The following is a 20,954-nucleotide window of genomic DNA, read 5'->3' on the forward strand; positions in this document are numbered from 1 at the left end:
GGTTAGCCCGCATTCTTCTCAGCGAGAAAGAAAGATTCCCGCTGCCGTTGTCAATGCGATTCGTTGATGATGCGCCCTTCGAAAGGTTGTAATTGATGCACAGGGCTTTGAGGATGCGTGGAAAGCAGTACGGGTTTATTCAAGGGGATTTTAACCCGCTGGCGGGACATGTTGAGGAGCACTACGTGCTTCTCTTCATTGAATATTCTGCGGTAGGCGAGAATTTTCCGGTTGCAGAGGTCATGCAAGATTTCAAGGCGCCCCGCATGCAAGCTTGGCGTCCTGTTGCGAAACAGGAGGATTTTCCTGTAAAAATTGAGAAGGGAATGCGGTTCCGAAATCTGTTTTTCCACATTTATTTCCCTGAAGCTGTCTGCCACCGGCAACCAGGGCTCTGCTGAACTCCCACAAAAGCCTGCCCTGGGCCTTTCATTCCATAGCATCGGGGTACGGCACTCGTCTAGATTGAGAATTTCACTGCTGCGATCAACCAGAAACTGCGGTACCCATTTATGCTGGATGGCAATCGCATCTTTTCCGTCTTTCAGGGGAATTCTTACCCGAGGTATGCCAATCTCATCACCGAAGTAGGTGAAGGGAATCCCCCGGCAGGTAAACTGGAACAGGGCCAGCAGTTTTGCCTTTTCTATACTCCCTCCCAGGCGGCTGATGACACGGTTGCGGTCATGGTTGGCAAAGACGAGAGTGGGTATCAGCGGTTCGGGAAAATGCTTCTCGAATGTCATCAGCATTTCGCGGTATTTTTCCGCCTTGAAAGGTGTGGAAATGGCCTTGAAAAGAAAAACAGCGTGCAATCCATGCTGCCCATCGTTTCGACAGAAGCGATGGATCAGTGCTTCATCTCCATGTGATTCCCCGATAAGCACCCTTTTGGGGTTATCGAACTCATCCACTACGCGCCGCAGCTCGATAGCGAATTCGAAGCTCTTTTCGTGGAGAAAATTGTTTTTCAGGTTCTGGAAAAAGATGGACAGCGATTTATCCGATGGGGTCAAACGGGGACTGGGAGGGTTGCTGCGCAATTCTGAGTCCTCGTAGATGGCACTGATGATATCGAGACGGAATCCATCCACCCCCTTGTTCAGCCAGAATCTGATGACCTCGAACATCGCCTGTTTGACTTCAGGATTGTGGTAGTTCAGGTCGGGCTGAAAAGGGAGGAAAGCGGTGTAATAGAATTGCTTCCGTCGCGGATGGTAAGTCCAGGCTTTGTTACCTGCCATGGCGCGCCAGTTATTTGGGCGCCTCAAACCCTTTTTGCCTTTTCCATCTTTCCAGACGTACCAGTCGGCTTTGGGATTGTCGCGCGAGCTTGCGGATTCGATGAACCAGGAATGCTCGCTCGAAGTGTGATTCAGCACCAGGTCGAATATCAGTTTCATGCTGCGCCGGTGCACCTCTTCAACCAGTTTCTCAAAGAGCGGCATATCGCCATATTCAGGAGAGATGGAGAGGTAATCGCTGATGTCGTAGCCGAAGTCCTTTTGTGGACTTTGCGTAAAGGGCGACACCCAGATTGTTTCATATCCGAGATCGTGCAGATAATCCAGTTTTTCGATGATGCCCTGGATATCTCCGATTCCATCGCCATTGGAGTCGTAAAAAGAACGCACATAGACATGATAAACGGTGGTTTTCTTCCACCATTCGTCTTCAGCGTTCGAATTGTCAGGGGCAGTGCGACTCATGGAATGGGCGGGTGGACCCAAAATCATGGTACCGGGATTGGGAAAACATGTCGGTCATTTTAATCTGAAAGCACTAGTTTGCCTGTTGTTTTCCAAGATGGCTGTGCTTGCGGGCATATGCGAAATAGATAATCAGGCCGGTACCTGCCCAAGCAAGGAATAGCCTGATTGTTTCCCACCCCAGGCTGACGAACAGCAGACCGCAGCCCCCCATTGCCAGGGGGCCGACCATCCACAGCATAGGGGTCTTGAAAGGCCGATGGAGATCGGGCGCACGGCGCCGCAGGACCATCACGCCGAGAGCGACCATGAAGAAAGCGAAGAGCGTCCCGGAATTGGAAATATCAGCCAGCATGCCTACCGGAAACATGGCAGCGAACAGCGCGACGGCCGTTCCCGTGACCAGGGTGACAATATGGGGAGTGTGAAAGCGTTTGTGTACATGAGAAAAAATACTGGGCATCAATCCATCATGAGACATGGTGAAGAGGACGCGGGTCTGTCCATAGAGCATCATGAGCACGACGGAGGGCAGTGCGACAATTGCCGCCGAAGCCACCCAGTTGCCTATGGTCGGGTAACCGACCTCGCGCAGCACAAATGCCAGCGGTTCTTTGGAGAGGGACAAATCACCTCCCGGCTGCGCTCCCACTGCTCCGACTGCGGCGTAGGCGACGACGAGATAAATGAGAGTGCAAATCGTCAATGAAGCTATCAATCCTATCGGCACATTACGGTTTGGGTTGCTCGTTTCTTCGGCTGCGGTGGAAACAGCATCGAATCCGACATAGGCAAAGAAGATGGAGGCAGCGGCACCCAGGATTCCCACTCCTGAAAGCGGTGTGCCCCATCCGTTGGGCAGCATGGGTTGGAAATTTACGGAATTTACCGCCGGCAAGGCAAGAATGATAAATGCAGTAAGCGCGATAATTTTTATGACAACCAGAACTGCCGTAAACCTCGCGCTTTTTGTCGTGCCCATGACCAGCAGCACGGTGACGAACAACGACACCAGAAATGCCAGCAGGTTGAATCCTCCTGCCGATGGGGTCCCGTCCGCCCCGGCAATCGTGTCCGCCGGTCCTGCCGTCAGGGCAACCGGCAGCCCGTAGCCTATTTCGTTCAGGAAGCCATTGATATAACCGGACCAGCCAACGGCTACCGCTGCTGCGGCGATCGCATACTCCAGAATCAGCGCCCAGCCGACCATCCATGCGGCGAGTTCACCGAACACCGCATAAGAGTAGGTGTAGGCCGATCCTGCCACCGGTACGATCGCGGCAATTTCAGAATAGACAAGGGCGGCGAGCGCGCAGACAAACCCGGCTATGAGGAAGGAAAACATCATGCCCGGACCTGCCTTGTCCGCGGCAACCGAAGTCAATACAAAGATGCCGGTGCCGATGACGGCGCCAATTCCCAGCATGGTCAGATCAAATGCGCCAAGCTGTCGTTTGAGCCCTCGGGTTTCAGCCGACTCCAGAATTTGATCCACAGGTTTGACGCGCTCAAACAGCACAATGTCTCTCCAGTAATAAATGCAAAGGATTTCAGTTGGATTTTAACCGGTTTCGCTCAAGCTCGGCGGTTGCGGGCAAGATCGTTATTTTAAACCAGCAGACCGCCGCAAACCAAAATGCTGTGGGGAAAACGGCCAGGCTGAGGAAGAATTATCGCAGGAATGCGCGGGACGGCGGCAATTCATGGGTCGCCAGAGGAGTGAAGCTCACTGCCTGATCAGCCTTCTGAGCACGTCTGCCAGGACAACAGGAAGCGTTTCCGCCTGCTGCAATACGGCGTAGTGCCGGGCGCCAAACACCCGGGCAAGATATTGCGGCGCCTGCCGGTCGACGGTAATGCAGAACGGATGAATAGCCTGGAGACGGGCTTCCGTCACGGCCTGGCGCATGTCTTCCACTCCGTAGCGCCCCTCATAGCGATCGACATCGTTGGGTTTTCCGTCCGACAGCAGGATAAGCAGGCGATACCGGGCGCTGGTGGCGGCGAGCAGGCTGGTGGTGTGGCGAATCGCAGCTCCCGCGCGCGTGTAGAGCTGCGGTTCCAATGCTGCAATGCGGCGTTGCACAAGTATCCGGTCGTTCTCTTCAAAATTCTTCAAGGGCCATAATGAGACGTTTTGGGGGCCTTCTCCCGAAAAAGCATAAATGCAGAAAGGGTCACCCAGTTTGGCCAATGCCAGATAAACGAGCAGCAGCGCTTCCTTTTCAACGTCGATGATGCGCAACTCCTGAGAAACCCAGCCATCGGTCGAACCGCTGATATCGATCAGCAATGCAACGGCAATGTCGCGCCGCGCTGCTTTTACCGATTGATACAAGCGATCCTGCGGGGGCAAGCCTGCTCGTCGTTCCGCGAAGGCATTCACCCAGGCATTGATATCGATCTCCTCTCCTTCCGGTTGGCGGTGGTAGCGAATCCGTCGCGGTCGCAGCCCCTCAAGCCGAAGCTGAACTTGCCGCAGCAGGGCGGGGCATCTTGCCACGACGGATTCTGCCCAGGCGACATCTCCCAGCAATGGCGGTTGAAGCCGAACGATGGCACCCTCCTTGTGATAACGCGAAACGCGGAAATCCCATTCAGGGTAGGCAATGCCGTGCCTCACTCCTGTGCCGGGGAGGACGAGCGTCGTCCGTTGATCAAGGGGATCATCCGCCAGCAGGAGTTCGCGCACGGTTTTCGAAGATGAGATGAGCGGTGCTTCCGGCAGTTCGGACAGGGAATCCGCCAGATCGGCGGCATCAGCGTCATCGTCACGGTCAGCCGGCCGCTGGAGGCCCGCAGGGTCTTCGACGTGCTGCTGCGGATCATCCTTCTGCACCATCCACATCCCTTGCATCTGGTCATCCTCATCGGGAGTTTTTTCCCGGGCTTGCGGGCGACGGGAAAGATTCGCGCTGCGCCCCGGGTTTGCGGCAGGCTGCGTCATATCCCGGAGTGCTTCCTCGTATCGGACAGGTGGATTTCCGGGGGAGGGCGGCAGCATCTTGCCCCACCACAGATCTTTGGCGCATCCCCGATAGCGAACCGCGGGCATCCTTGTTCGGGTCGAGATCTTCATGCTCATCTCTACCGCCCAGCCAAGCGAATCCTCGGGCTTCCGCGCAAGACCAAGCGGGGGAGGAATGTCATCCGGACAAGCCTTGAGTACGCCCCAATAAAGTTCTTCCACCGCCTGTTCCATCTTATTCAGAAGCGCGGGCTGCGGCCGCTGCGAAAGCATCGCGCGGCGTAAGGTCGTAAGGTCATGCCGCAGTCCGGCAAAATGAAGGGCGAGGGTATGATCTGCGGCAGCAGCTTCGCTCAGTTGGAAAAGATCAAGCGTCAACAACGCATCAGCAGGCGCCATTTGCTGTGCCCGTCGCCGGGCGCGTCCGGCTTGCTGCAGGGCGAGCAGTCGAAAGAAATGGTGCGGGGAAAGCCCGTTCTGTTCGCCCGGAGGAAGTTGCATGGGCAGGAAAATCGCGGTGCCATCGTTTGCCGGCAACGCGCGGGTTTCGATCAGATGTCGGGGAATGCGGCCAAACAGCCGGGATAGCGCAGATGGCGGCGGCGGAGGTGGGGCGACCCGCAGCGATACAGCCTGCCCGTGAACGGCCGAGAGGAGGAATTCCAGGCGTTGGCGGCAGGCGGACAGCGTGCACGAATTATCCGGCCCGTTGTTGTCATTGTTCCACAGGCGGGATACGAAAGCAGTGGTGTGGCGGGCAGCATCGATAATGAGCCCTTCAGGTTCAGCCATGCGGAAACAGTGCTGGAAAAAGGGTATAAGAAAGAACGAGGATTCGCACGAGGAGGGTTGGCAAGGGAGATTCAATCCAGCAGCGTTGCATCTACGAGGTCTCGCATCGCGGCCACGAGGGCAGGATCATCGGATAATGGAGACACAAGCGCAACATGACAGGCCAACCGGGGGGGGATTCCGTTGGCGATGAGGCGGGCTGTTGCCACCAGCAGGCGCGTGCTGGGCACTTCGGCGAGACCCCGGTCTGCCAGGCCGCGGATGCGCCCGCCCAGTGCCACGAGATCATACGCCACCGCGGGTTGCGCGCCACTTTCGTGGATGACGATCTCGGCTTCCCGTTCAGGAGGTGGAAAATCGAAATCAAGGGCGACAAAGCGTTGGCGAGTGCTCGGCTTGAGGTCCTTGGTTACATGCTGATAACCGGGATTATATGAAATGACAAGCTGAAAACCTGGGGTGGCCTCGATCAGTTCGCCGGTTTTGTCGATAGGGAGAACCCGCCGATAGTCCGTCAAAGGGTGGATAACGACGACCGCGTCCTGCCGCGCTTCAACCACTTCGTCGAGATAGCAGATTGCGCCAACGCGAACAGCGCGCGTGAGCGGACCATCCTGCCATATGGTGGCGTTATCGCGTATCAGAAAGCGGCCCACGAGATCCGCGGCGGTCAGATCATCATGACAGGATACGATGATGAGGGGCCGCTTCATGCGCCACGCCATGTGCTCGACAAAACGCGTTTTTCCACAGCCCGTCGGTCCTTTCAGCATGACGGCAAGGTGGCGCCGATGGCATTGCGTAAAAATGCTTACTTCATCGCCGAAAGGAAGGTAATAAGGTTCTTCAGCCTGCGGATGCGGTCCGTCCTGATGCGTATTTTCTAAAGCGGCGGGCTTGATTAATGGATTCTCCATTATCCCCATCTATCCGCTAACGGCGGAGTTGGTATGAGCGGCCGGCGCAAGATCGGGTGCGGATGTGCTGGAATCAATTGCCGCCACGGACCGGGGCGCAGTTCGGAAAAAATTCCAGATGAACAGGGCGGCTCCCGTGGCGAATACAGATGCGGTGGCGATCAGCATCAGGAAATGCACCTGCAGTTTCAATTGCGTATCGAGATAGCCGAGGCCGAGGATACGTTCCAGGTAAACCTGCCCGATGCCAGCCGTGCCGAAGGAGAGTGTCATGCCGAACATTCCCATCACTTGCATCCAGAACGCCCAGTACCCGATACTGCTTCCCTCCACTTTACGATCGCTGGTGAGGTGGGGCAGGGTATAGCTGACCATGGCCAGCACGGTCATGGCATAGGCGCCATAGAAAGCTCCATGGCCGTGCATGGCGGTGATCAGTGTGCCGTGCGTCCATTTGTTGACGCTCGGCCAGGTGTGCGCGAATCCGAGCAGTCCGGCGCCAAATACCGTGAATACGGTGCTGCCGATGGTCCAGTGCACGGCCAGGGAGTTGGGGTGGGAAAGCCCCGCGCGCCGCATGGCAAAGTATGCATACATTGCCATGCCGAGGAGCGCCACCGGTTCCAGGGCGCTGAAGAAACCGCCGATAGGCAGCCAATAGTGAGGCACGCCCACCCAGTAGTAGTGATGCGCGGTGCCCAGGATACCGGCCATGAAAACCAGGCCGACGATCACGTACAACCATTTTTCCATGACTTCCCGATCGGCGCCGGACAATCGTATCAGCAGATACGCGAGCAGTCCGCCTTGTATCATCTCCCATACGCCTTCCACCCACAAGTGGATCGTCCACCAGCGATAGAAAATGCTGACGGTATAATTTTCATATTCGATCAGCGCCGGCAGATACAGGATTGCCGCAAACGCCAGGCCGGCTACCAGCACTCCTTCGGTAACGGTCCAGCGTCCCGCCCGCTTGATTGTCATAAGGATGTTATACAGGAACATCAGCATGACAATGACAATCACGATCTTTAGCGGGAACGGTTGCTCCAGCATTTTGTTGCCGGCGGTCCAGCCGAACACATAACCGACAATGGCTGTCACTCCCATCAGTGTCCAGGCGATAAGCTGGATGTAGGCCAGCTTGACGCTATAGATTTCGCTGCGCGATTCCTCCGGCACCACGTAGTAGGTTGCGCCCATGAAGCCGGTAAGCACCCAGACAATCAGAAGATTGGTGTGGATGGCCTTGGTTTTGTCGAAAGGGAGGAAATCCAGAAGCGGGTCGGGCCCCAGGTACTTGCTCGCCGTGAGCAGCCCGAATACCAGTTGCAGGCCGAACAGGCACATGGCGACAGCGAAATACCAGTATGCGATCGACTGTGAGCGGTAGCGCATGGCTTCTCCTATTTCAAGGTTTCGAGATAAGCAACGAGACTGTCGATTTGTTGTGGCTCAAGATCGACAGCAAAATTATCGGGCATAAACGACTGGCTGTTGGCGGAATACATGGCTCCAGGAACGAGATAGGCACTGGGATGGGTAATGGATTCGCGAATATAGTCGGTAGGCGTCTTCGCTTCTCCCTTATATTCGGGAGAGGCAATGATCGCCGCCGCACGGGTGGCAAGCCCGGCGAGAGAGGGTCCTGCCAGGTTTACCCCAGAAGCAATCGAATGGCAGGCATTGCAGGCGGGAGGTGAGGAGCGGAAGAGCGCTTCCCCCTGCGCGACCGGATCCGTAGAAACGGAAGCATGGGTTGGAGATTGGCCGACATCGGTACCTGGAATCGTTGTGCCGGATACGATAATGGGACGCGGTGGCCAACCCTGGTTATCGATATGACCGACCCAATCGAGAAAGGTGATGACCTCGCTGATTTCCGCATCGCTCAGTTTCGGGTTCGGCATCAGGCGCCGGTGCTTTTCCTCCGAGTAGAACTGGGAAGGGTCCTTCAGGAATGCGGTGAGATAAGGCGTGCCCCGCTGCTGGGTAATCTTGGTCAGATCGGGCGCATAGTAACCTCCCTCTCCCAGAAGGGTATGGCAGTTGATGCAGTTGTTGTTATGCCAGACGTCTTTTCCCCTGATGATCTCCGGTGTCAGCTTGTCTTCATTGGTAAGCCCGGGAAAGCGTCGATGACTGTCGACTGTAAGGCCAATGAAGGCGGTGGCGGAAATAAGGGTGCAAATGATAAAAAAAAGCCGTCCCTGTCGTTTGGTCATCGATACCTCTTTGAAATGTTAGAGACGAGTACTGCTACGGCAGAGTTTATACGCTGATGCCGTACCAGTTCTTGAGCGAGATCAGGGCGGCGTAGGTTATCGCCAGCGCGATTGATATGATTACGACGATACTTAGGATTTTGAAGGGAAGAAAATAGCGGGGTGTGCGTGGCAGCATGACAACTCCAGGTTTTACTATGGGGAAGTGGTGCGAGGAATCCGGCTTCTGTTGGATTTGGAACTCTAATCCATAGAATAGTATAAATGGGGAAAGTTTTGTTGACGCCGGGCAGGTCTGCCATCTCTTTTGCCGGATGGATCTGGAGCAAGGGGGTAAGGGATTTGGGGATTTAAGGGATTTGGCTCGAATGGGAGCATGAGTTGGTAATGAACGTTTGCTATCCCGCTCCTCTCCAACTGAAGAGAGAGAACGTCGATATACGTTTGTTCGCAATTATCATCGTCGGTTTACTTATGGAGGAAATATGAATACTGACTATAAAGGATACACGATCATTACTGCACCGGAGCGGGACGATCCCAGCGGTCTCTGGAATGGCCGCTACAGGATAATGGACGATGAAGGCATAGTGGTTTACGAAAGCTTCGTGGAGCCTTTGCGCGACGAAGACAAGGCATATGAGGCAGCTAATGCGGCGGCCCGTGCGTGGATAGACGGGCAGTAAATTAAGGCCTCCGGCAAATCCGTCGTTCCAGTCGATCAGCACATCCCCGTGATCGGGTACGCCGTGTATAGCTGAAGCCTCTGGGCGGCGCACTACCTCGGGGGTCAGGATGGTGGATAGCGACTTGCTTGAGCAAGTAAAACTAACCGACCTCGACGATAGGTTTCCCACATCTGCAATACCCGGCATCGTACTGTTCGATGACGTACGGATGATTTGCGATCCTCCTGATCTAATAACCAGGGTGTTTTTTGCCACGGTTCCTTTTCTCACAGCCCGGCGCTTATTCATAGTCATTTGTTTTTCATAAGGAGATCCATTCTATGAATAAAAAACCGTTTGTTGCGATTTTCTTGTCCATTCTCCTGGCATTTTCAGGCTCGGTTTTTGCCGATGAGGATGAAGAAGTTCAATGGGACGATGTTCCCCCTGCAGTTCAGAAAACGATAACTGAAAACATGAACGGGGGCATAATCGAGGAGATCGAGAAAGAAACTGAAAGGATAAGTGGCAGGAAGACAAGAATTTATGAGGCTGGTGTCAGGCTGCCCGACGGAAAGAAGATCGAGATCAAGGTTGGCAAGGATGGGAAGCTTATCGACAAAGATTGATCAGGGGCTTTTATATTCTGCCTTTGAGTTCACACGGACTGCTATCAGTCATATTAGTCATTCCAAATGAAGAACCTTGTGGACCAATAGCACTGTCCACAAGGTTTCTACACCTTATGGATTTGTCTACACAAACGCATCTTCCTGATATGATTTTCAGCTTGACAGCTTGAAGATGCCTACTTTTGATTGCCCTTTTTTGCCTCGTCAAGACAACCTCAAGAAATCCCGGACAGGAAATTAATCTATCGCGCAATAAATCCCTTTCTCCGCCGGACCATCGTTCCCATCAATCCCAAGCCAGCGAGCAGTATAGCGTAAGTTTCCGGTTCGGAAACCGGGGAGAAAGAGGGTTAACGCCAGTATCAGTATAAGAAAGCTCTATTCTGGATTTTTTCCCGGCTTTTCTTCCGGTAACCGCAAAACAGGAAAAACCAGGAATATCGAGAAAAGCCAGAAAAGGAACATAGATTCTCCATTGCTGCTGGGTCCTCCTTTCCCGGCAGCTTTTAGTCCGCCAGGCCACTATCAGGCAGGTCAGCCATATTTTTATTCCAGAGTCTGCTGGCGATCACCGGCAGGCTTTCTCATGATATATCCAGAGAAAACAGGAGCGGGTGACGTCTGTCCAAGTGAGCCGGAGCAATGATGAGGAACAGAAGCAGATGAAGAGTGGGGAAAAAGATTGGGGTAGATTGTGTCGGGATAGCCCCTCCCGGAGGAGGGGCGGCGCCAGAGCCAGATCAGTTCAAGCGCTTTTTTTACTGTTCCTGCCTTTCACCATGACACCCATCAACCCGAGCCCTGCAAGCAGCATGGCATAGGTTTCCGGTTCAGGAACTGGGGGAACCTGACCAATGGTGGGAGCCTGAGTGATTGTAAAGGTCATCGTATTGCCCTGACCCGGATCGAAGGGGCTGATCATGAAGCCTGCCGTAACAGCAGGGTCTCCGCTTGCCAGGCTTCCGCTAAAGTCAAGATTACGCGGTCCGCTCGACTGGTCAAGAGAGAAGCCCGAAAGTACCGAGTTGTTGTGCTGGGTGAACACGACTCCATTGCCCCGATCAGGTTCTCCGATCGTGTAGTGAAAGTCGGTCCAAAGTTGGCTGGAGCTATTGATGACCGCTTCTTTCACCGTGTAGGGATTACCCGGGCCTGTGCTATGTTCGACAGTAAACGTCAGGACAATTGGATCAACGCTATTGAAGACTTTGGTCAGATCCAGTACTCGATTGGTATCATCTATCGTGTAGTTAAATGACCCCAGACCGTCACCGCTTGCTGTTATATTGGTAATGACGCCTGCGGCCGATGCAGCGGAAATGGAACCTCCGAATGTTAAAGCAGCTATCGCTATCTTGGAAAAATTATTCATTTGATCTCCTTATTATCACTGCGTTTATTAAAAGTTGCGTTCGAGCCGCTATAGGCTTTGCCTGTTTTCCATGTCTTTCAAGTCTGAAAACACACTATAGCTTTATTATTTCAAGCAAAATCTGTGCCATTTATTGTTTTTTCGCGAAAACATTAGCTTACGCGGCTAACCCTGCTTTTCAAGGGCGAGAATGTAATAAATTTCGACAAATAGCGGGTATATTTGGCCATGTCGCGGGCACAGCAGAAAGAACAAACCGCGGTCTTCCTTCAAAATCTCATATTTACCGTGCCATAAAACCGATGCGGAGATAGACTGCAAACAGGAAATGGAGCGGATACATCGCTTCATGCCTATTCCCACGGTTTCGCAGGAGGGCTCCGTTCAGGGACTTCAGATCGGTAAAGTCACATAGGTATTCAAAATTACCGGTGTTATTCTGCCTTTTAATAGAGATAGTAGACGGGTCGTTGTTGCCCCATTCCTTCGTCTATCCCTTATCAAACCTTGATCAGCTTATTGCTTTTCCTTCCTTGTCAAAATAAAATAGAAACAATTCTTATTTAATGAGATCATAAAAATTATTTCAAATTCTCATTTCCTACTGTCCGTTCCGCATTTTCAGAATGAGCCGTAAGGCATTGTCGTTACAAGGAATGTGTTTGCAGCAGCTCACGTAAAGTGAGATCAGAAATAATTCCCGATAATCGTTGAAAGAAGAATCTTCCTAACCATCCCGCCGGGATGAACGCTGCGCGTGGACGCAGCTTTTTAGCCAGCCAGCTCTTCCGGGGCAAGCCAGCCAGTTTTATGTTTGTTTATCCGTTTTGCCGGAGAGTACAGGCTGTGAGTAATAAAAATATACAAGACACCGATTTCATGAACACTTCATCGCTTGTTTCAAATGGAGCAGGTGAGAGCGGTGGTATCGGAGTGTTGAACTGCATGACTTCCCTTGAAAATGACAAACCCGTTCAAAAGAATGGGGAGAGGGCAGAATGCGGTTTTCGTCCACCTCCTCTTATCGGCGCCGTGCGTGGGGCCCTGATCGGGCTGGGGCTGGCCTCGCTGGTTCTGCCCCAGATGGCGATAGCAGAGTCAGACATTGCCGCCCACGCTTCCGCTATCACCTACAGTATTCCTGCGGGTGCAATGGCAGATGCGCTCAACCGTTTTGCGCAACAGGCGGGGGCCAGCATTTCTTTTGATGCGGCTGATGTGAAAGACGTCACCACAAAAGGACTGAACGGGAGATTTTCGGTTCAGGAGGGGTTGGAGCATCTTTTGGCTGGTAGCGGCTTGCAGGGAGTGCGGCAGGGAGAAGGCTACCTTGTAAGGAAGCAGCCAGAGGGAATGAGCGAGCAACCGACGGTACTGCCTCCTATCAGGGTGACTGCAAGTGCTGTAACCGAGCCGACGGACGGTTACATGGCGACCAAGAGTTTCAGCGCAACCAGGACAGATACGCCATTGCGCGATGTGCCCCAGTCCATAACCGTCATGACCCAGGATATGATCCAGGATCAGACTATGCAGAGCATTACCGATGTAGTGCGCTACGTACCAGGTGTCGTGCCCTCCCAAGGGGAAGGCAATCGTGATGCGGTGATTTTCCGCGGCAACAATACGACCGGGGATTTTTATGTCGATGGCCTGCGCGATGACGTCCAGTATTTCCGCGATCTCTACAATATCGACCGGGTTGAAGTTCTGAAGGGTTCCAACGGAATGATTTTTGGCCGCGGCGGCGCAGGAGGTGTAATCAATCGCGTGACCAAGGAAGCCGGTTGGACGCCGGTGCGGGAGATCGCGGCTCAATACGGGTCTTTCAGCCACAAGCGCATTGCTGTCGATCTGGGCCAACCCATCAATGATGTTGCGGCTGTTCGCCTCAACGCCATGTACGAGCATTCGAACAGTTTTCGCAATGACGTCGATCTGGAGCGCGGCGGCGTCAATCCCACGTTCACGTTCAAACCGACTGCGCAAACCAAAGTTGTTTTCAGCGGGGAATACTTTTTTGACCGCCGTACGGCGGACCGGGGCATTCCTTCATTTGGGACGCGATCAGGAGTCGTGGATTCCGGCCGTCCGGCTGATACTCACCGATCCACGTTCTTTGGTAATGCCGCCAACAGCCCGACGCACGTCGACGCTTGGTCGCTGAATTCGCTGATCGAGCATACCTTTGACAACGAGGTCAAGATACGCAACCGCACCCGCTATGCCAGTTACGACAAGTTCTATCAGAACATATATGCCAACGGTGTTGCCACGGCTGAGGATGCGACCGGCACGGTAGCGATTTCAGCCTATAACAACGCTACCCAGCGGGAGAACCTTTTTACCCAGACCGACCTGCTGTTCAAGCTGAACACCTGGGGCGTAAATCATGAATTCATGACGGGCGTGGAATATGGCCGCCAGATTTCGGATAATTTCCGCAACACCGGGTTTTTCAACAACAGCACCACAAGTGTGAACGTGCCTTTCTTCAACCCCACCGCGTTTGCGCCGGTTACCTTCAGGCAAAACGCCACGGATGCAGATAATCATGGTGTGGTGGAAGTGGTCGGCGTCTATGTTCAGGATCAGATTACCCTGCTTCCCCAAGTGAAGGCCGTTCTCGGCCTGCGCTACGATAATTTCGACGCCAATTTCGTGAACAATCGCAATGGTGAGCGGTTTCACACCAATGACGGACTGCTTTCTCCCAGGGTGGGCTTGATCTACAAGCCGATCGAGCCGGTTTCCATCTACGGCAACTACAGCCTTGCCTATGTGCCGCGGGCGGGTGACCAGTTGAGTTCTCTCAATCTGAGTAACGCCGCGCTTAAGCCTGAGCAATTCATGAACCTGGAGTTGGGCGCCAAATGGGATATTCGGCCCGATCTTTCCTTTACCGCAGCCATGTATCAGCTCGAGCGCAGCAATGTCCTCGCTCCCGTTCCAAACGATCCCACAAGGTCGATGTTGGTTGATGGACAACGGGCGCGTGGGGCAGAGGTAGGACTGATGGGTCGGATCACTCCACAGTGGAGCATGATGGGAGGATACGCCTATACCGATGCGGAAATTACACGGACTATAACGGGTGCGAGAGCAGGGGCCGTAGTGGCCCAGGTTCCGAAGCATACTGTTTCCATGTGGAACCGCTATGATTTCACGCCTTTCCTCGGGCTTGGATTGGGTGTGATTCACCGAAGCAGCATGTACGCCGCGCTCGACAACACGGTGCTGCTGCCAGGCTTTACGCGTATGGATGCAGCGATGTTCGTGCGGCTCAACAAGGTTATCCGCGTCCAGGCAAATATCGAGAATCTGGCCAATATCGACTATATCGCCTCCGCGAATAACAATAACAACATCCTGCCCGGGGCGCCGCGTATTTATCGCCTGACGGTGGTTGCCAATTTTTAGACTCCTAAGCTCGACCCAATATTCCTCTTCCCTCCTCCTCCCACTGTGGGGGAGGGGCGGGAAGAGAGGGAATGGCAGCCTGAATGGTGAGGATAGGATGGAGGCGTTCAGATCCAGGATGCAGCCGCTATCCGGGTTACCAGGCATGAAACTGTTTGACGGTGGCATCCTATTTCTCCCTCTCCCATGTTTCCTCTCCGTAGCGGGAAGGGAGTAAAGCAAAAGGATCAGAAGGGAGGAGAGGTAAAAAATAGGCCTCGGCCGAAAAAATTCAAGTTCCGCTGCCAGCACTTCGGCGGCGCACGATCATACTCATCAGTCCCAGCCCCGCAAGCATCAAGGCGTAGGACTCCGGCTCCGGTATCATGCTGCTCGGACTTCCGAGGGATGCGCTAGTATTGAAGCTGAGCGACCCACTGCCGGGGCCGGCGGCAAAGATGCCGAAAACGAGGTTTCCTGATTTTGAGTCGGGCGATTCCCCATAGTAGGAGCCCAGGGAAAAAGAGGCATTCGAGTATGAATTGGAACTTCCATTGTCTTCATGGCCATAAAAATTTGCGGAAGCGCTGACCGAGGCCGAGGAGGAGCCATAATAGTTATATTGCTCTCCCCCAGTTATGTCTAATGTATAGGGGATGGTTATGGTAAGTACCCCAGGCCCGTCGAAAGTGAAGCGTTCCGTCCGATACCCGGAGGCTGAGGCGCTGGGGGTATCCCAGTAGTAAGAAGAACCTTCACCGAAGGATTGAGCACTGGCCGAGAAGGCTGAAGCGGAGGCGGAAGCAGAGGAATAGGTGCTGGTAGTGGCCTCCGCATTTGCGGCTAAAGTGGATGTCCAGTCGTAGATCGACCTTGTATTGTATTCACTTCCCTCACCCGGAACGTATGCGGATGAACTTAAGCTGGTGGATTCATTGGAGAAAGTTACGGTAGGTATGTTTCCATCCACGCCCGTCACCGAAACCTGGAGCCGGCTCCAGTCGAGCGAAGCGCTGGCTGTTCCATCAGCGTAAGCTGACTGACCGAATATGAAGCCTGCACAGCAACCCATTAATGTCAAACTGCGTTTAATCGAGCTCATGATAACCCCCCTGAACATGAAGAGACAGATGCGTCTGCATCTGCTTCAGCCGAATAGCTGAAGCAAGACTATAAGGGGGAGATTCCCGGTTTTTCCGTACACTCCTGAACTGACAAGAAGGCTAAATAGGCGTACGCTGGGAGCCGCGTCTTTTGGGCTTTTACCATCCTTTATTGCAAAAGACGAAGCGCCTGTTCAGAGTGTGCTCATTCCTGAGCTTGAGCAAAGGCTCAGGCGGCCGCGATGGTCAAGACAGGTGGATGGGTTGCCGCAGGTACTTGGCTTGAGGAAAACGCACTAACAGCATCGTGTCACTTTGCCATTGCCGCCATACCTTGCTTCCTGGCGCTCACGGAAAAATTCCTCGTATGTCATGACGGGCCGGTCCGGATGAGCGCGGTGCATGTGTGCGACGTAAGTGCTGTATTCGGGCATGCCTACCATCAGCCGCATGCCCTGCCCGAGATAACGCAATCCACTCGCAATTCTGGTTAACATCGTTTGCTCCTCCTCGATAATTTTCCCGAAATCACCTTCACGTTCTGTCATCACGTCCTTGGCACGGCTTCAACCGGCAATAACTCGCATGGCGTTTCCCTGGCGGTGGGAGTGCCGAGCGCGCGGGCTCGCAATACCGTGCGGATGCCGAAAGCCAGCATGCTGATGAGTACCAGCATGAACAATGCCGCCAGCGACGCGTTGATGTAATCGTTGAAAATCACCTGCTGCATCTGGCCGATGGATTTGGCCGGCGCAAGCACCGTGCCTTCCGTGACGGCTTCCCTGTATTTGTTTGCATGCGCCAGAAAACCGATGCGTGGATTGGCATCGAATATCTTCTGCCAGGCTGCGGTCAGAGTGCAGACAAAAACCCAGATGGCGGGGAGAATTGTCACCCACGCGAAACGATCTTGCTTCATCTTGAACAGGACACAACTGCACAATACCAGGGCAATGCCCGCCAGCATCTGGTTGGAGATGCCAAATAGCGGCCACAGGGTATTGATGCCACCCAGAGGATCGACCACTCCCTGATAGAGAAAGTAACCCCAACCCGCGACACAGACGGAAGTGGCAATCAGATTGGCGGTTATGGAATCGGTACGCTTCATGAAAGGAATGAATGAGCCCAGCAGATCCTGCAACATGAAGCGTCCGGCGCGGGTACCCGCATCGACCGCGGTGAGGATGAAAAGCGCCTCGAACAGAATGGCGAAGTGGTACCAGAAGGCCATCATCGCCTGCCCGCCCAGCACATCGGAGAGAATTTGCGCCATACCCACTGCCAGGGTGGGCGCGCCGCCGGTGCGGGAAATGACAGTATGCTCCCCCACATCCCGTGCCGTTTGCGTAATCATTTCGGGCGTAACATGGAAACCCCATTGAGATATGGTTTGGGCTGCCGATTCCGCGGTGGTTCCGATGATTGCTGCCGGGCTGTTCATGGCGAAGTAAACCCCGGGCTCGATGGTGGAGGCGGCGACCAACGCCATGATGGCGACGAATGATTCCATCAGCATGGCGCCATAACCAATGAAGCGGGCATCGCGCTCATTGCGGATCATCTTGGGTGTGGTCCCGGAGGATATGAGGGAATGAAAGCCGGATATCGCTCCACACGCTACCGTAATGAACAGGAAGGGAAACAGACTGCCTGACCAGACCGGTCCCGAGCCATCCACGAACTGGGTCAATGCCGGCATCTTCAGTTCCGGGGAAATGATGAGGACGCCGATTGCCAAGCTGACTACGGTACCGATTTTGAGGAATGTCGAGAGATAATCACGCGGTGCCAGCAACAGCCATACCGGCATCACGGAGGCAATGAATCCGTAGCCGATCAGGAGCCACGTGAGTTGCTCGCCTGTCAGCGTGAACAGCGCGGCGAGGGAGGGAATCTCCTGCACGTACTGGCCGCCGACAATCGAAAGTATCAACAGCGCAAAGCCGATCAGCGATACTTCGCCAATGGAACCGGGGCGTATGTAGCGTGCATAAACCCCCATGAAGAGCGCAATGGGAATGGTGGCGGCGACAGTAAAGGTTCCCCAGGGCGACTCCGCCAGCGCCTTGACCACGATCAGGGCGAGCACCGCAAGGAGGACCAGCATGATGAAAAATGTGCCGAAGAGAGCGATCATGCCCGGCAACTGCCCCATCTCGGACTTGATGAGATCCCCGAGCGAGCGGCCATCGCGCCGGGTGGAAATGAACAGTACGATGAAGTCCTGCACTGCGCCGGCGAGCACGACCCCCGCGAGGAGCCAGAGCATGCTGGGCAGATAGCCCATCTGCGCCGCCAATATTGGTCCGACCAGAGGACCGGCTCCGGCAATGGCGGCGAAATGATGGCCGAACAGCACGTATTTGTTGGTTGGCACATAATCCAGCCCGTCGTTGTGCTTGTAGGCCGGTGTCATGCGGGTGGGGTTGAGCCCGAGCACTTTGCTGGCAATGAACCGGCTGTAGAAGCGGTAGCCGATGGTAAAGACACAGACGGTTGCAACAACGATCCAGAGGGCGCCGACCGGTTCGCCACGATTCAGGGCGACGACTGCCAATGCGAACGCACCGGTGGCGGCAAATGCAAACCAGCCGAATTTGCGGATAAAAGTATTCATTTTTTCCCGATTTCCGAATCCTGAGTGAAGAAATTGAAGCTGATACGCGCCAGGCACTCCCGAGATCGCGATCTGCTCGAAGAATGAGGTTTACGCGCAGGTTGGAACTCTATCCTGAAATGGCCATAGGAAACTAAACAATATCGGGCTGGCGGAATGGACGACTCAGAAAAGGGGAACCGGCAAGTCCGAAGCGCCAGGGAACATCCTTTGCTTTGGAAATCCCTATACGAGGGCCTGTTACAACTGGAACAGGATCAAGGGGAGGGGTAAGCTGAAACGGAGGAGTATCAATGGACATTCCGCTATACTCCTGCGTGATGCCCAGCGCCTCGCATACCCGGCCAGGGCCGGAACAGAGAAGTCTCTCATCGCTCAACCCTCGCCGCTTACGCATGATATCCAGGCCGACAAGCGGTTCGATCGCCCGAATCAATACGCCAGCTCCATGTCCTGCCGGCCGGCAGACAAAATTCAGGCACCAGTGAATGCCGTACGAGCGATAGATATAGGCATGGCAGGGAGGCCCGAACATCACCTGGTTACGCCTGGTGGGGCCCGAAAAGCTGTGCGAGGCGGGATCATCGTGGTCATATGCTTCTGTCTCTACGATCCGCCCGCCAACTCCGTTTACAAGCAAGGTGGCGCCTATGAGGGAGCGCGCAACGTCAACGGAAGAAGCTGAAAAATCGATAGATGGCTGACTCATGCTCATGGCGCAGATTTTATACAGAGCGCCTCAAAAAACCAACTGCTGCACCGTGCAGTGACTTGCTATGCCGGGCTTTACCCTATATGGTTTTTATTGCTTCATTCCGCTGCTTCATTCAATAAGCAGATAGGATATTTATCCTGCCGGTTTTCGGTGGGTCTTTTGAAGGTTAAACTTGAACTGAATGTTGATTGACGAAATTTCAAGAAGGAAAGGGGAGGGGGAAATACCGGCGTCCGTGCTCATGATTGCCGCAACCTTGCTTTTCGCCACCATGAGCATGTGTGTCAAGCTTGCTTCGGCAGAGTATGGTACGGGTGAAATGGTGTTTTATCGAGGCCTCATTGGAGCAGTGATCGTATCCATGCTGGCGCGAAGACGTGGTATCACACTGCATACCTCCGTTCCGGCGTTGCACTTCTGGCGAAGTCTGACGGGTGTGTGCGCACTGGGACTCTGGTTTTACGCCATCGAAGCGCTCCCACTTTCTACCGCCGTAACACTGAATTACACGGCTCCTATCTGGATGGCTGTCCTGCTCATCGGGGGCTCAGTTTTTCTGAAGCAAGGACGAGCAGATACACGGCTACTCGGTCCAGTTTTTGCCGGATTCGCTGGGGCCATCTGTATTCTTCGGCCTGCGATCCAGAATGATCAGACATGGGGGGGATTCGTAGGCCTGCTCTCCGGCCTGCTCACGGCACTGGCATACCTCCAGGTGGCCGCACTCGGCAGGGCAGGTGAGCCGGATACGCGCGTCGTATTTTTTTTCTCCATCACCAGCATGGGAGGGGGAGCCTTGGTAACGTTCCTTGGGGAGGGATGGCATGCCCACACGCTGCATGGGCTGGGGTTGCTGCTGGCCGTGGGCTTGCTTGCGACATTTGCCCAGTTACTGCTTACCCGCGCCTATGCGATCGGAAAACTGCTCGTCAATGGCAGCCTTCAATATCTCGGCATTGCCTGGTCCTACCTGTATGGAGTGTTGCTATTCGGCGACCGGATTACCGGTGTATCACTGATTGGAATGGGACTGATCGCGCTGTCGGGAATTGCGGCCACAGCATTACGTGAACCTCTTGCTTCTCCTGGCGGAATGGAAACGCCAGAAAGACTTTGAAACGGGTATTGAAAGGGATTCTGAAAGGGCAGGCAGACTTATGGATGGGAGCACTGCCAAGGATGGAGTGGAAAGAAGGGGTTGCCGCGGTAAACGTTCAATAACCGCGGCAACATCTCGATCAGTTCGGCCCGATCGGCCCACCTTGTTCATACTTCGGATCCTTCAGGGGTCTTCCCTCTTTGTCCACGGGGAAGTTCGGGACATGGCCTTCCGGACTGGGTGAGCGTGGATCTTTGGCGCGATCCACTCTTTTTTCCTGGTCTACATAGCCTGAATCCATAGGTTCTTCAAGGGTGTCGTATGGAGCCGGTCCTCCGTCAGGTCCTTTTTGCGAACCTTGCCCGGTATAGCCGCTTTGACCCCCAGAACTTCCCTGGCCAGAACTCGCTCCGCCGTATTGGGCATACGCCATACCTGCAATGCTGAAAACCGCCGCGCCCGTCAGCGCCAATATCGACGCCAGTCCTCGGTTAATTGATGTCGAAGATGATTTCATAGTTATTCCTTCTTGTCGATCCAGCGATATTGCTGTGTTTGAAAGATTACGTAGCCCGCACCCGCAGGTCAGTGCGGTACCACACGAAGCCGCGTTTGCCGCAGTCCGGTTTCGGATCGTCCCTGGAGGAAGATATATTACTTCGCTATTATTAAGCCTCGCGCAAATACTGCATCGGATCCGAAAAAGACGAACGCGGTAGCCAGTTCCGATGA

Annotated in this window: 17 protein-coding genes and 1 pseudogene; 4 read left to right on the forward strand and 14 right to left on the reverse strand. The window is 54.2% G+C overall.

Annotated features, from left to right (window positions below):
* Positions 1 to 50 precede the first annotated feature (50 nt).
* The 7 genes from NMUL_RS06565 to NMUL_RS16490 form a co-directional block, all read right to left on the reverse strand.
* The gene (locus NMUL_RS06565; protein ID WP_167535559.1) at positions 51 to 1,709 is read right to left on the reverse strand and encodes a glycoside hydrolase family 13 protein; all 1,659 of its coding nucleotides are present in this window, start codon (positions 1,707 to 1,709) and stop codon (positions 51 to 53) included.
* Positions 1,710 to 1,782: 73 nt separating this feature from the next.
* A complete protein-coding gene (locus NMUL_RS06570; protein WP_011380596.1) occupies positions 1,783 to 3,228 on the reverse strand; it encodes an amino acid permease in 1,446 nt (481 codons plus the stop codon).
* Between the two features lie 207 nt (positions 3,229 to 3,435).
* Positions 3,436 to 5,469 (reverse strand): nitric oxide reductase activation protein NorD, encoded by a 2,034-nt coding sequence (locus NMUL_RS06580; protein ID WP_011380597.1) that lies wholly within the window; start codon positions 5,467 to 5,469, stop codon positions 3,436 to 3,438.
* Between the two features lie 71 nt (positions 5,470 to 5,540).
* The gene (locus NMUL_RS06585) at positions 5,541 to 6,395 is read right to left on the reverse strand and encodes a CbbQ/NirQ/NorQ/GpvN family protein (protein WP_011380598.1); all 855 of its coding nucleotides are present in this window, start codon (positions 6,393 to 6,395) and stop codon (positions 5,541 to 5,543) included.
* On the reverse strand, positions 6,396 to 7,787 hold the full coding sequence (locus NMUL_RS06590) for a cbb3-type cytochrome c oxidase subunit I (RefSeq protein ID WP_011380599.1): 1,392 nt from the start codon (positions 7,785 to 7,787) through the stop codon (positions 6,396 to 6,398).
* A gap of 8 nt (positions 7,788 to 7,795) precedes the next feature.
* Positions 7,796 to 8,614 carry a c-type cytochrome gene (locus tag NMUL_RS06595; RefSeq protein WP_011380600.1) on the reverse strand — a complete coding sequence of 273 codons (819 nt, stop codon included), beginning with the start codon at positions 8,612 to 8,614 and terminating at the stop codon, positions 7,796 to 7,798.
* 46 nt (positions 8,615 to 8,660) lie between these two features.
* Entirely contained in the window at positions 8,661 to 8,792 is a 132-nt protein-coding gene (locus NMUL_RS16490) for a hypothetical protein (protein ID WP_258039199.1), read from the reverse strand.
* A 307-nt stretch (positions 8,793 to 9,099) separates the two neighbouring features.
* Here NMUL_RS16490 and NMUL_RS06600 point away from each other — a divergent pair, with 307 nt between their 5' ends.
* Entirely contained in the window at positions 9,100 to 9,300 is a 201-nt protein-coding gene (locus NMUL_RS06600; RefSeq protein WP_041352429.1) for a hypothetical protein, read from the forward strand.
* A 323-nt stretch (positions 9,301 to 9,623) separates the two neighbouring features.
* A complete protein-coding gene (locus NMUL_RS06605; RefSeq protein ID WP_011380602.1) occupies positions 9,624 to 9,911 on the forward strand; it encodes a hypothetical protein in 288 nt (95 codons plus the stop codon).
* A gap of 245 nt (positions 9,912 to 10,156) precedes the next feature.
* Here the strand turns inward: NMUL_RS06605 and NMUL_RS16300 are convergent.
* Positions 10,157 to 10,246, reverse strand: a pseudogene (locus tag NMUL_RS16300) (PEP-CTERM sorting domain-containing protein); the annotation flags it as partial.
* A 413-nt stretch (positions 10,247 to 10,659) separates the two neighbouring features.
* Complete coding sequence (locus NMUL_RS06610) at positions 10,660 to 11,286, reverse strand: PEP-CTERM sorting domain-containing protein (RefSeq protein WP_011380603.1); 627 nt, start codon at positions 11,284 to 11,286, stop codon at positions 10,660 to 10,662.
* Positions 11,287 to 12,132: 846 nt separating this feature from the next.
* On the opposite strand from NMUL_RS06610, the gene NMUL_RS06620 reads away from it, so the two are divergent.
* Positions 12,133 to 14,706 carry a TonB-dependent siderophore receptor gene (locus NMUL_RS06620; RefSeq protein ID WP_238529884.1) on the forward strand — a complete coding sequence of 858 codons (2,574 nt, stop codon included), beginning with the start codon at positions 12,133 to 12,135 and terminating at the stop codon, positions 14,704 to 14,706.
* Between the two features lie 271 nt (positions 14,707 to 14,977).
* On the opposite strand, the gene NMUL_RS16135 is transcribed toward NMUL_RS06620, so the two are convergent.
* From NMUL_RS16135 to NMUL_RS06640, 4 genes are all read right to left on the reverse strand, one after another.
* Complete coding sequence (locus tag NMUL_RS16135; protein WP_011380605.1) at positions 14,978 to 15,787, reverse strand: PEP-CTERM sorting domain-containing protein; 810 nt, start codon at positions 15,785 to 15,787, stop codon at positions 14,978 to 14,980.
* 297 nt (positions 15,788 to 16,084) lie between these two features.
* Complete coding sequence (locus NMUL_RS06630) at positions 16,085 to 16,285, reverse strand: YbdD/YjiX family protein (protein ID WP_041352968.1); 201 nt, start codon at positions 16,283 to 16,285, stop codon at positions 16,085 to 16,087.
* Between the two features lie 50 nt (positions 16,286 to 16,335).
* Positions 16,336 to 18,408, reverse strand: a complete 2,073-nt coding sequence (locus tag NMUL_RS06635) for a carbon starvation CstA family protein (protein ID WP_011380607.1) — start codon at positions 18,406 to 18,408, stop codon at positions 16,336 to 16,338.
* A gap of 133 nt (positions 18,409 to 18,541) precedes the next feature.
* Positions 18,542 to 19,117: a DNA-3-methyladenine glycosylase gene (locus NMUL_RS06640; protein ID WP_238529885.1), complete on the reverse strand. Its 576-nt coding sequence runs from the start codon at positions 19,115 to 19,117 to the stop codon at positions 18,542 to 18,544.
* A 187-nt stretch (positions 19,118 to 19,304) separates the two neighbouring features.
* Between NMUL_RS06640 and NMUL_RS06645 the strand changes: the two genes are divergently transcribed.
* The gene (locus NMUL_RS06645) at positions 19,305 to 20,240 is read left to right on the forward strand and encodes a DMT family transporter (RefSeq protein ID WP_011380609.1); all 936 of its coding nucleotides are present in this window, start codon (positions 19,305 to 19,307) and stop codon (positions 20,238 to 20,240) included.
* Positions 20,241 to 20,361: 121 nt separating this feature from the next.
* On the opposite strand, the gene NMUL_RS06650 is transcribed toward NMUL_RS06645, so the two are convergent.
* Positions 20,362 to 20,739, reverse strand: coding sequence for a hypothetical protein (locus tag NMUL_RS06650; RefSeq protein ID WP_011380610.1), 378 nt, complete (start codon positions 20,737 to 20,739; stop codon positions 20,362 to 20,364).
* Between the last annotated feature and the right edge of the window lie 215 nt (positions 20,740 to 20,954).

This window comes from Nitrosospira multiformis ATCC 25196, assembly GCF_000196355.1.
Classification (GTDB): Bacteria; Pseudomonadota; Gammaproteobacteria; order Burkholderiales; family Nitrosomonadaceae; genus Nitrosospira; species Nitrosospira multiformis.

Coding starts and splice junctions, on each gene's coding strand:
- NMUL_RS06605 (WP_011380602.1), top strand. CDS start 9,624: ATGAATAAAAAACCGTTTGTTGCGATTTTCTTGTCCATTCTCCTGGCA.
- NMUL_RS06635 (WP_011380607.1), bottom strand. CDS start 18,408: ATGAATACTTTTATCCGCAAATTCGGCTGGTTTGCATTTGCCGCCACC.
- NMUL_RS06610 (WP_011380603.1), bottom strand. CDS start 11,286: ATGAATAATTTTTCCAAGATAGCGATAGCTGCTTTAACATTCGGAGGT.
- NMUL_RS06590 (WP_011380599.1), bottom strand. CDS start 7,787: ATGCGCTACCGCTCACAGTCGATCGCATACTGGTATTTCGCTGTCGCC.
- NMUL_RS06565 (WP_167535559.1), bottom strand. CDS start 1,709: ATGAGTCGCACTGCCCCTGACAATTCGAACGCTGAAGACGAATGGTGG.
- NMUL_RS06640 (WP_238529885.1), bottom strand. CDS start 19,117: ATGAGTCAGCCATCTATCGATTTTTCAGCTTCTTCCGTTGACGTTGCG.
- NMUL_RS06630 (WP_041352968.1), bottom strand. CDS start 16,285: ATGTTAACCAGAATTGCGAGTGGATTGCGTTATCTCGGGCAGGGCATG.
- NMUL_RS06650 (WP_011380610.1), bottom strand. CDS start 20,739: ATGAAATCATCTTCGACATCAATTAACCGAGGACTGGCGTCGATATTG.
- NMUL_RS16490 (WP_258039199.1), bottom strand. CDS start 8,792: ATGCTGCCACGCACACCCCGCTATTTTCTTCCCTTCAAAATCCTAAGT.
- NMUL_RS16135 (WP_011380605.1), bottom strand. CDS start 15,787: ATGAGCTCGATTAAACGCAGTTTGACATTAATGGGTTGCTGTGCAGGC.
- NMUL_RS06585 (WP_011380598.1), bottom strand. CDS start 6,395: ATGGGGATAATGGAGAATCCATTAATCAAGCCCGCCGCTTTAGAAAAT.
- NMUL_RS06645 (WP_011380609.1), top strand. CDS start 19,305: ATGTTGATTGACGAAATTTCAAGAAGGAAAGGGGAGGGGGAAATACCG.
- NMUL_RS06595 (WP_011380600.1), bottom strand. CDS start 8,614: ATGACCAAACGACAGGGACGGCTTTTTTTTATCATTTGCACCCTTATT.
- NMUL_RS06600 (WP_041352429.1), top strand. CDS start 9,100: ATGAATACTGACTATAAAGGATACACGATCATTACTGCACCGGAGCGG.
- NMUL_RS06580 (WP_011380597.1), bottom strand. CDS start 5,469: ATGGCTGAACCTGAAGGGCTCATTATCGATGCTGCCCGCCACACCACT.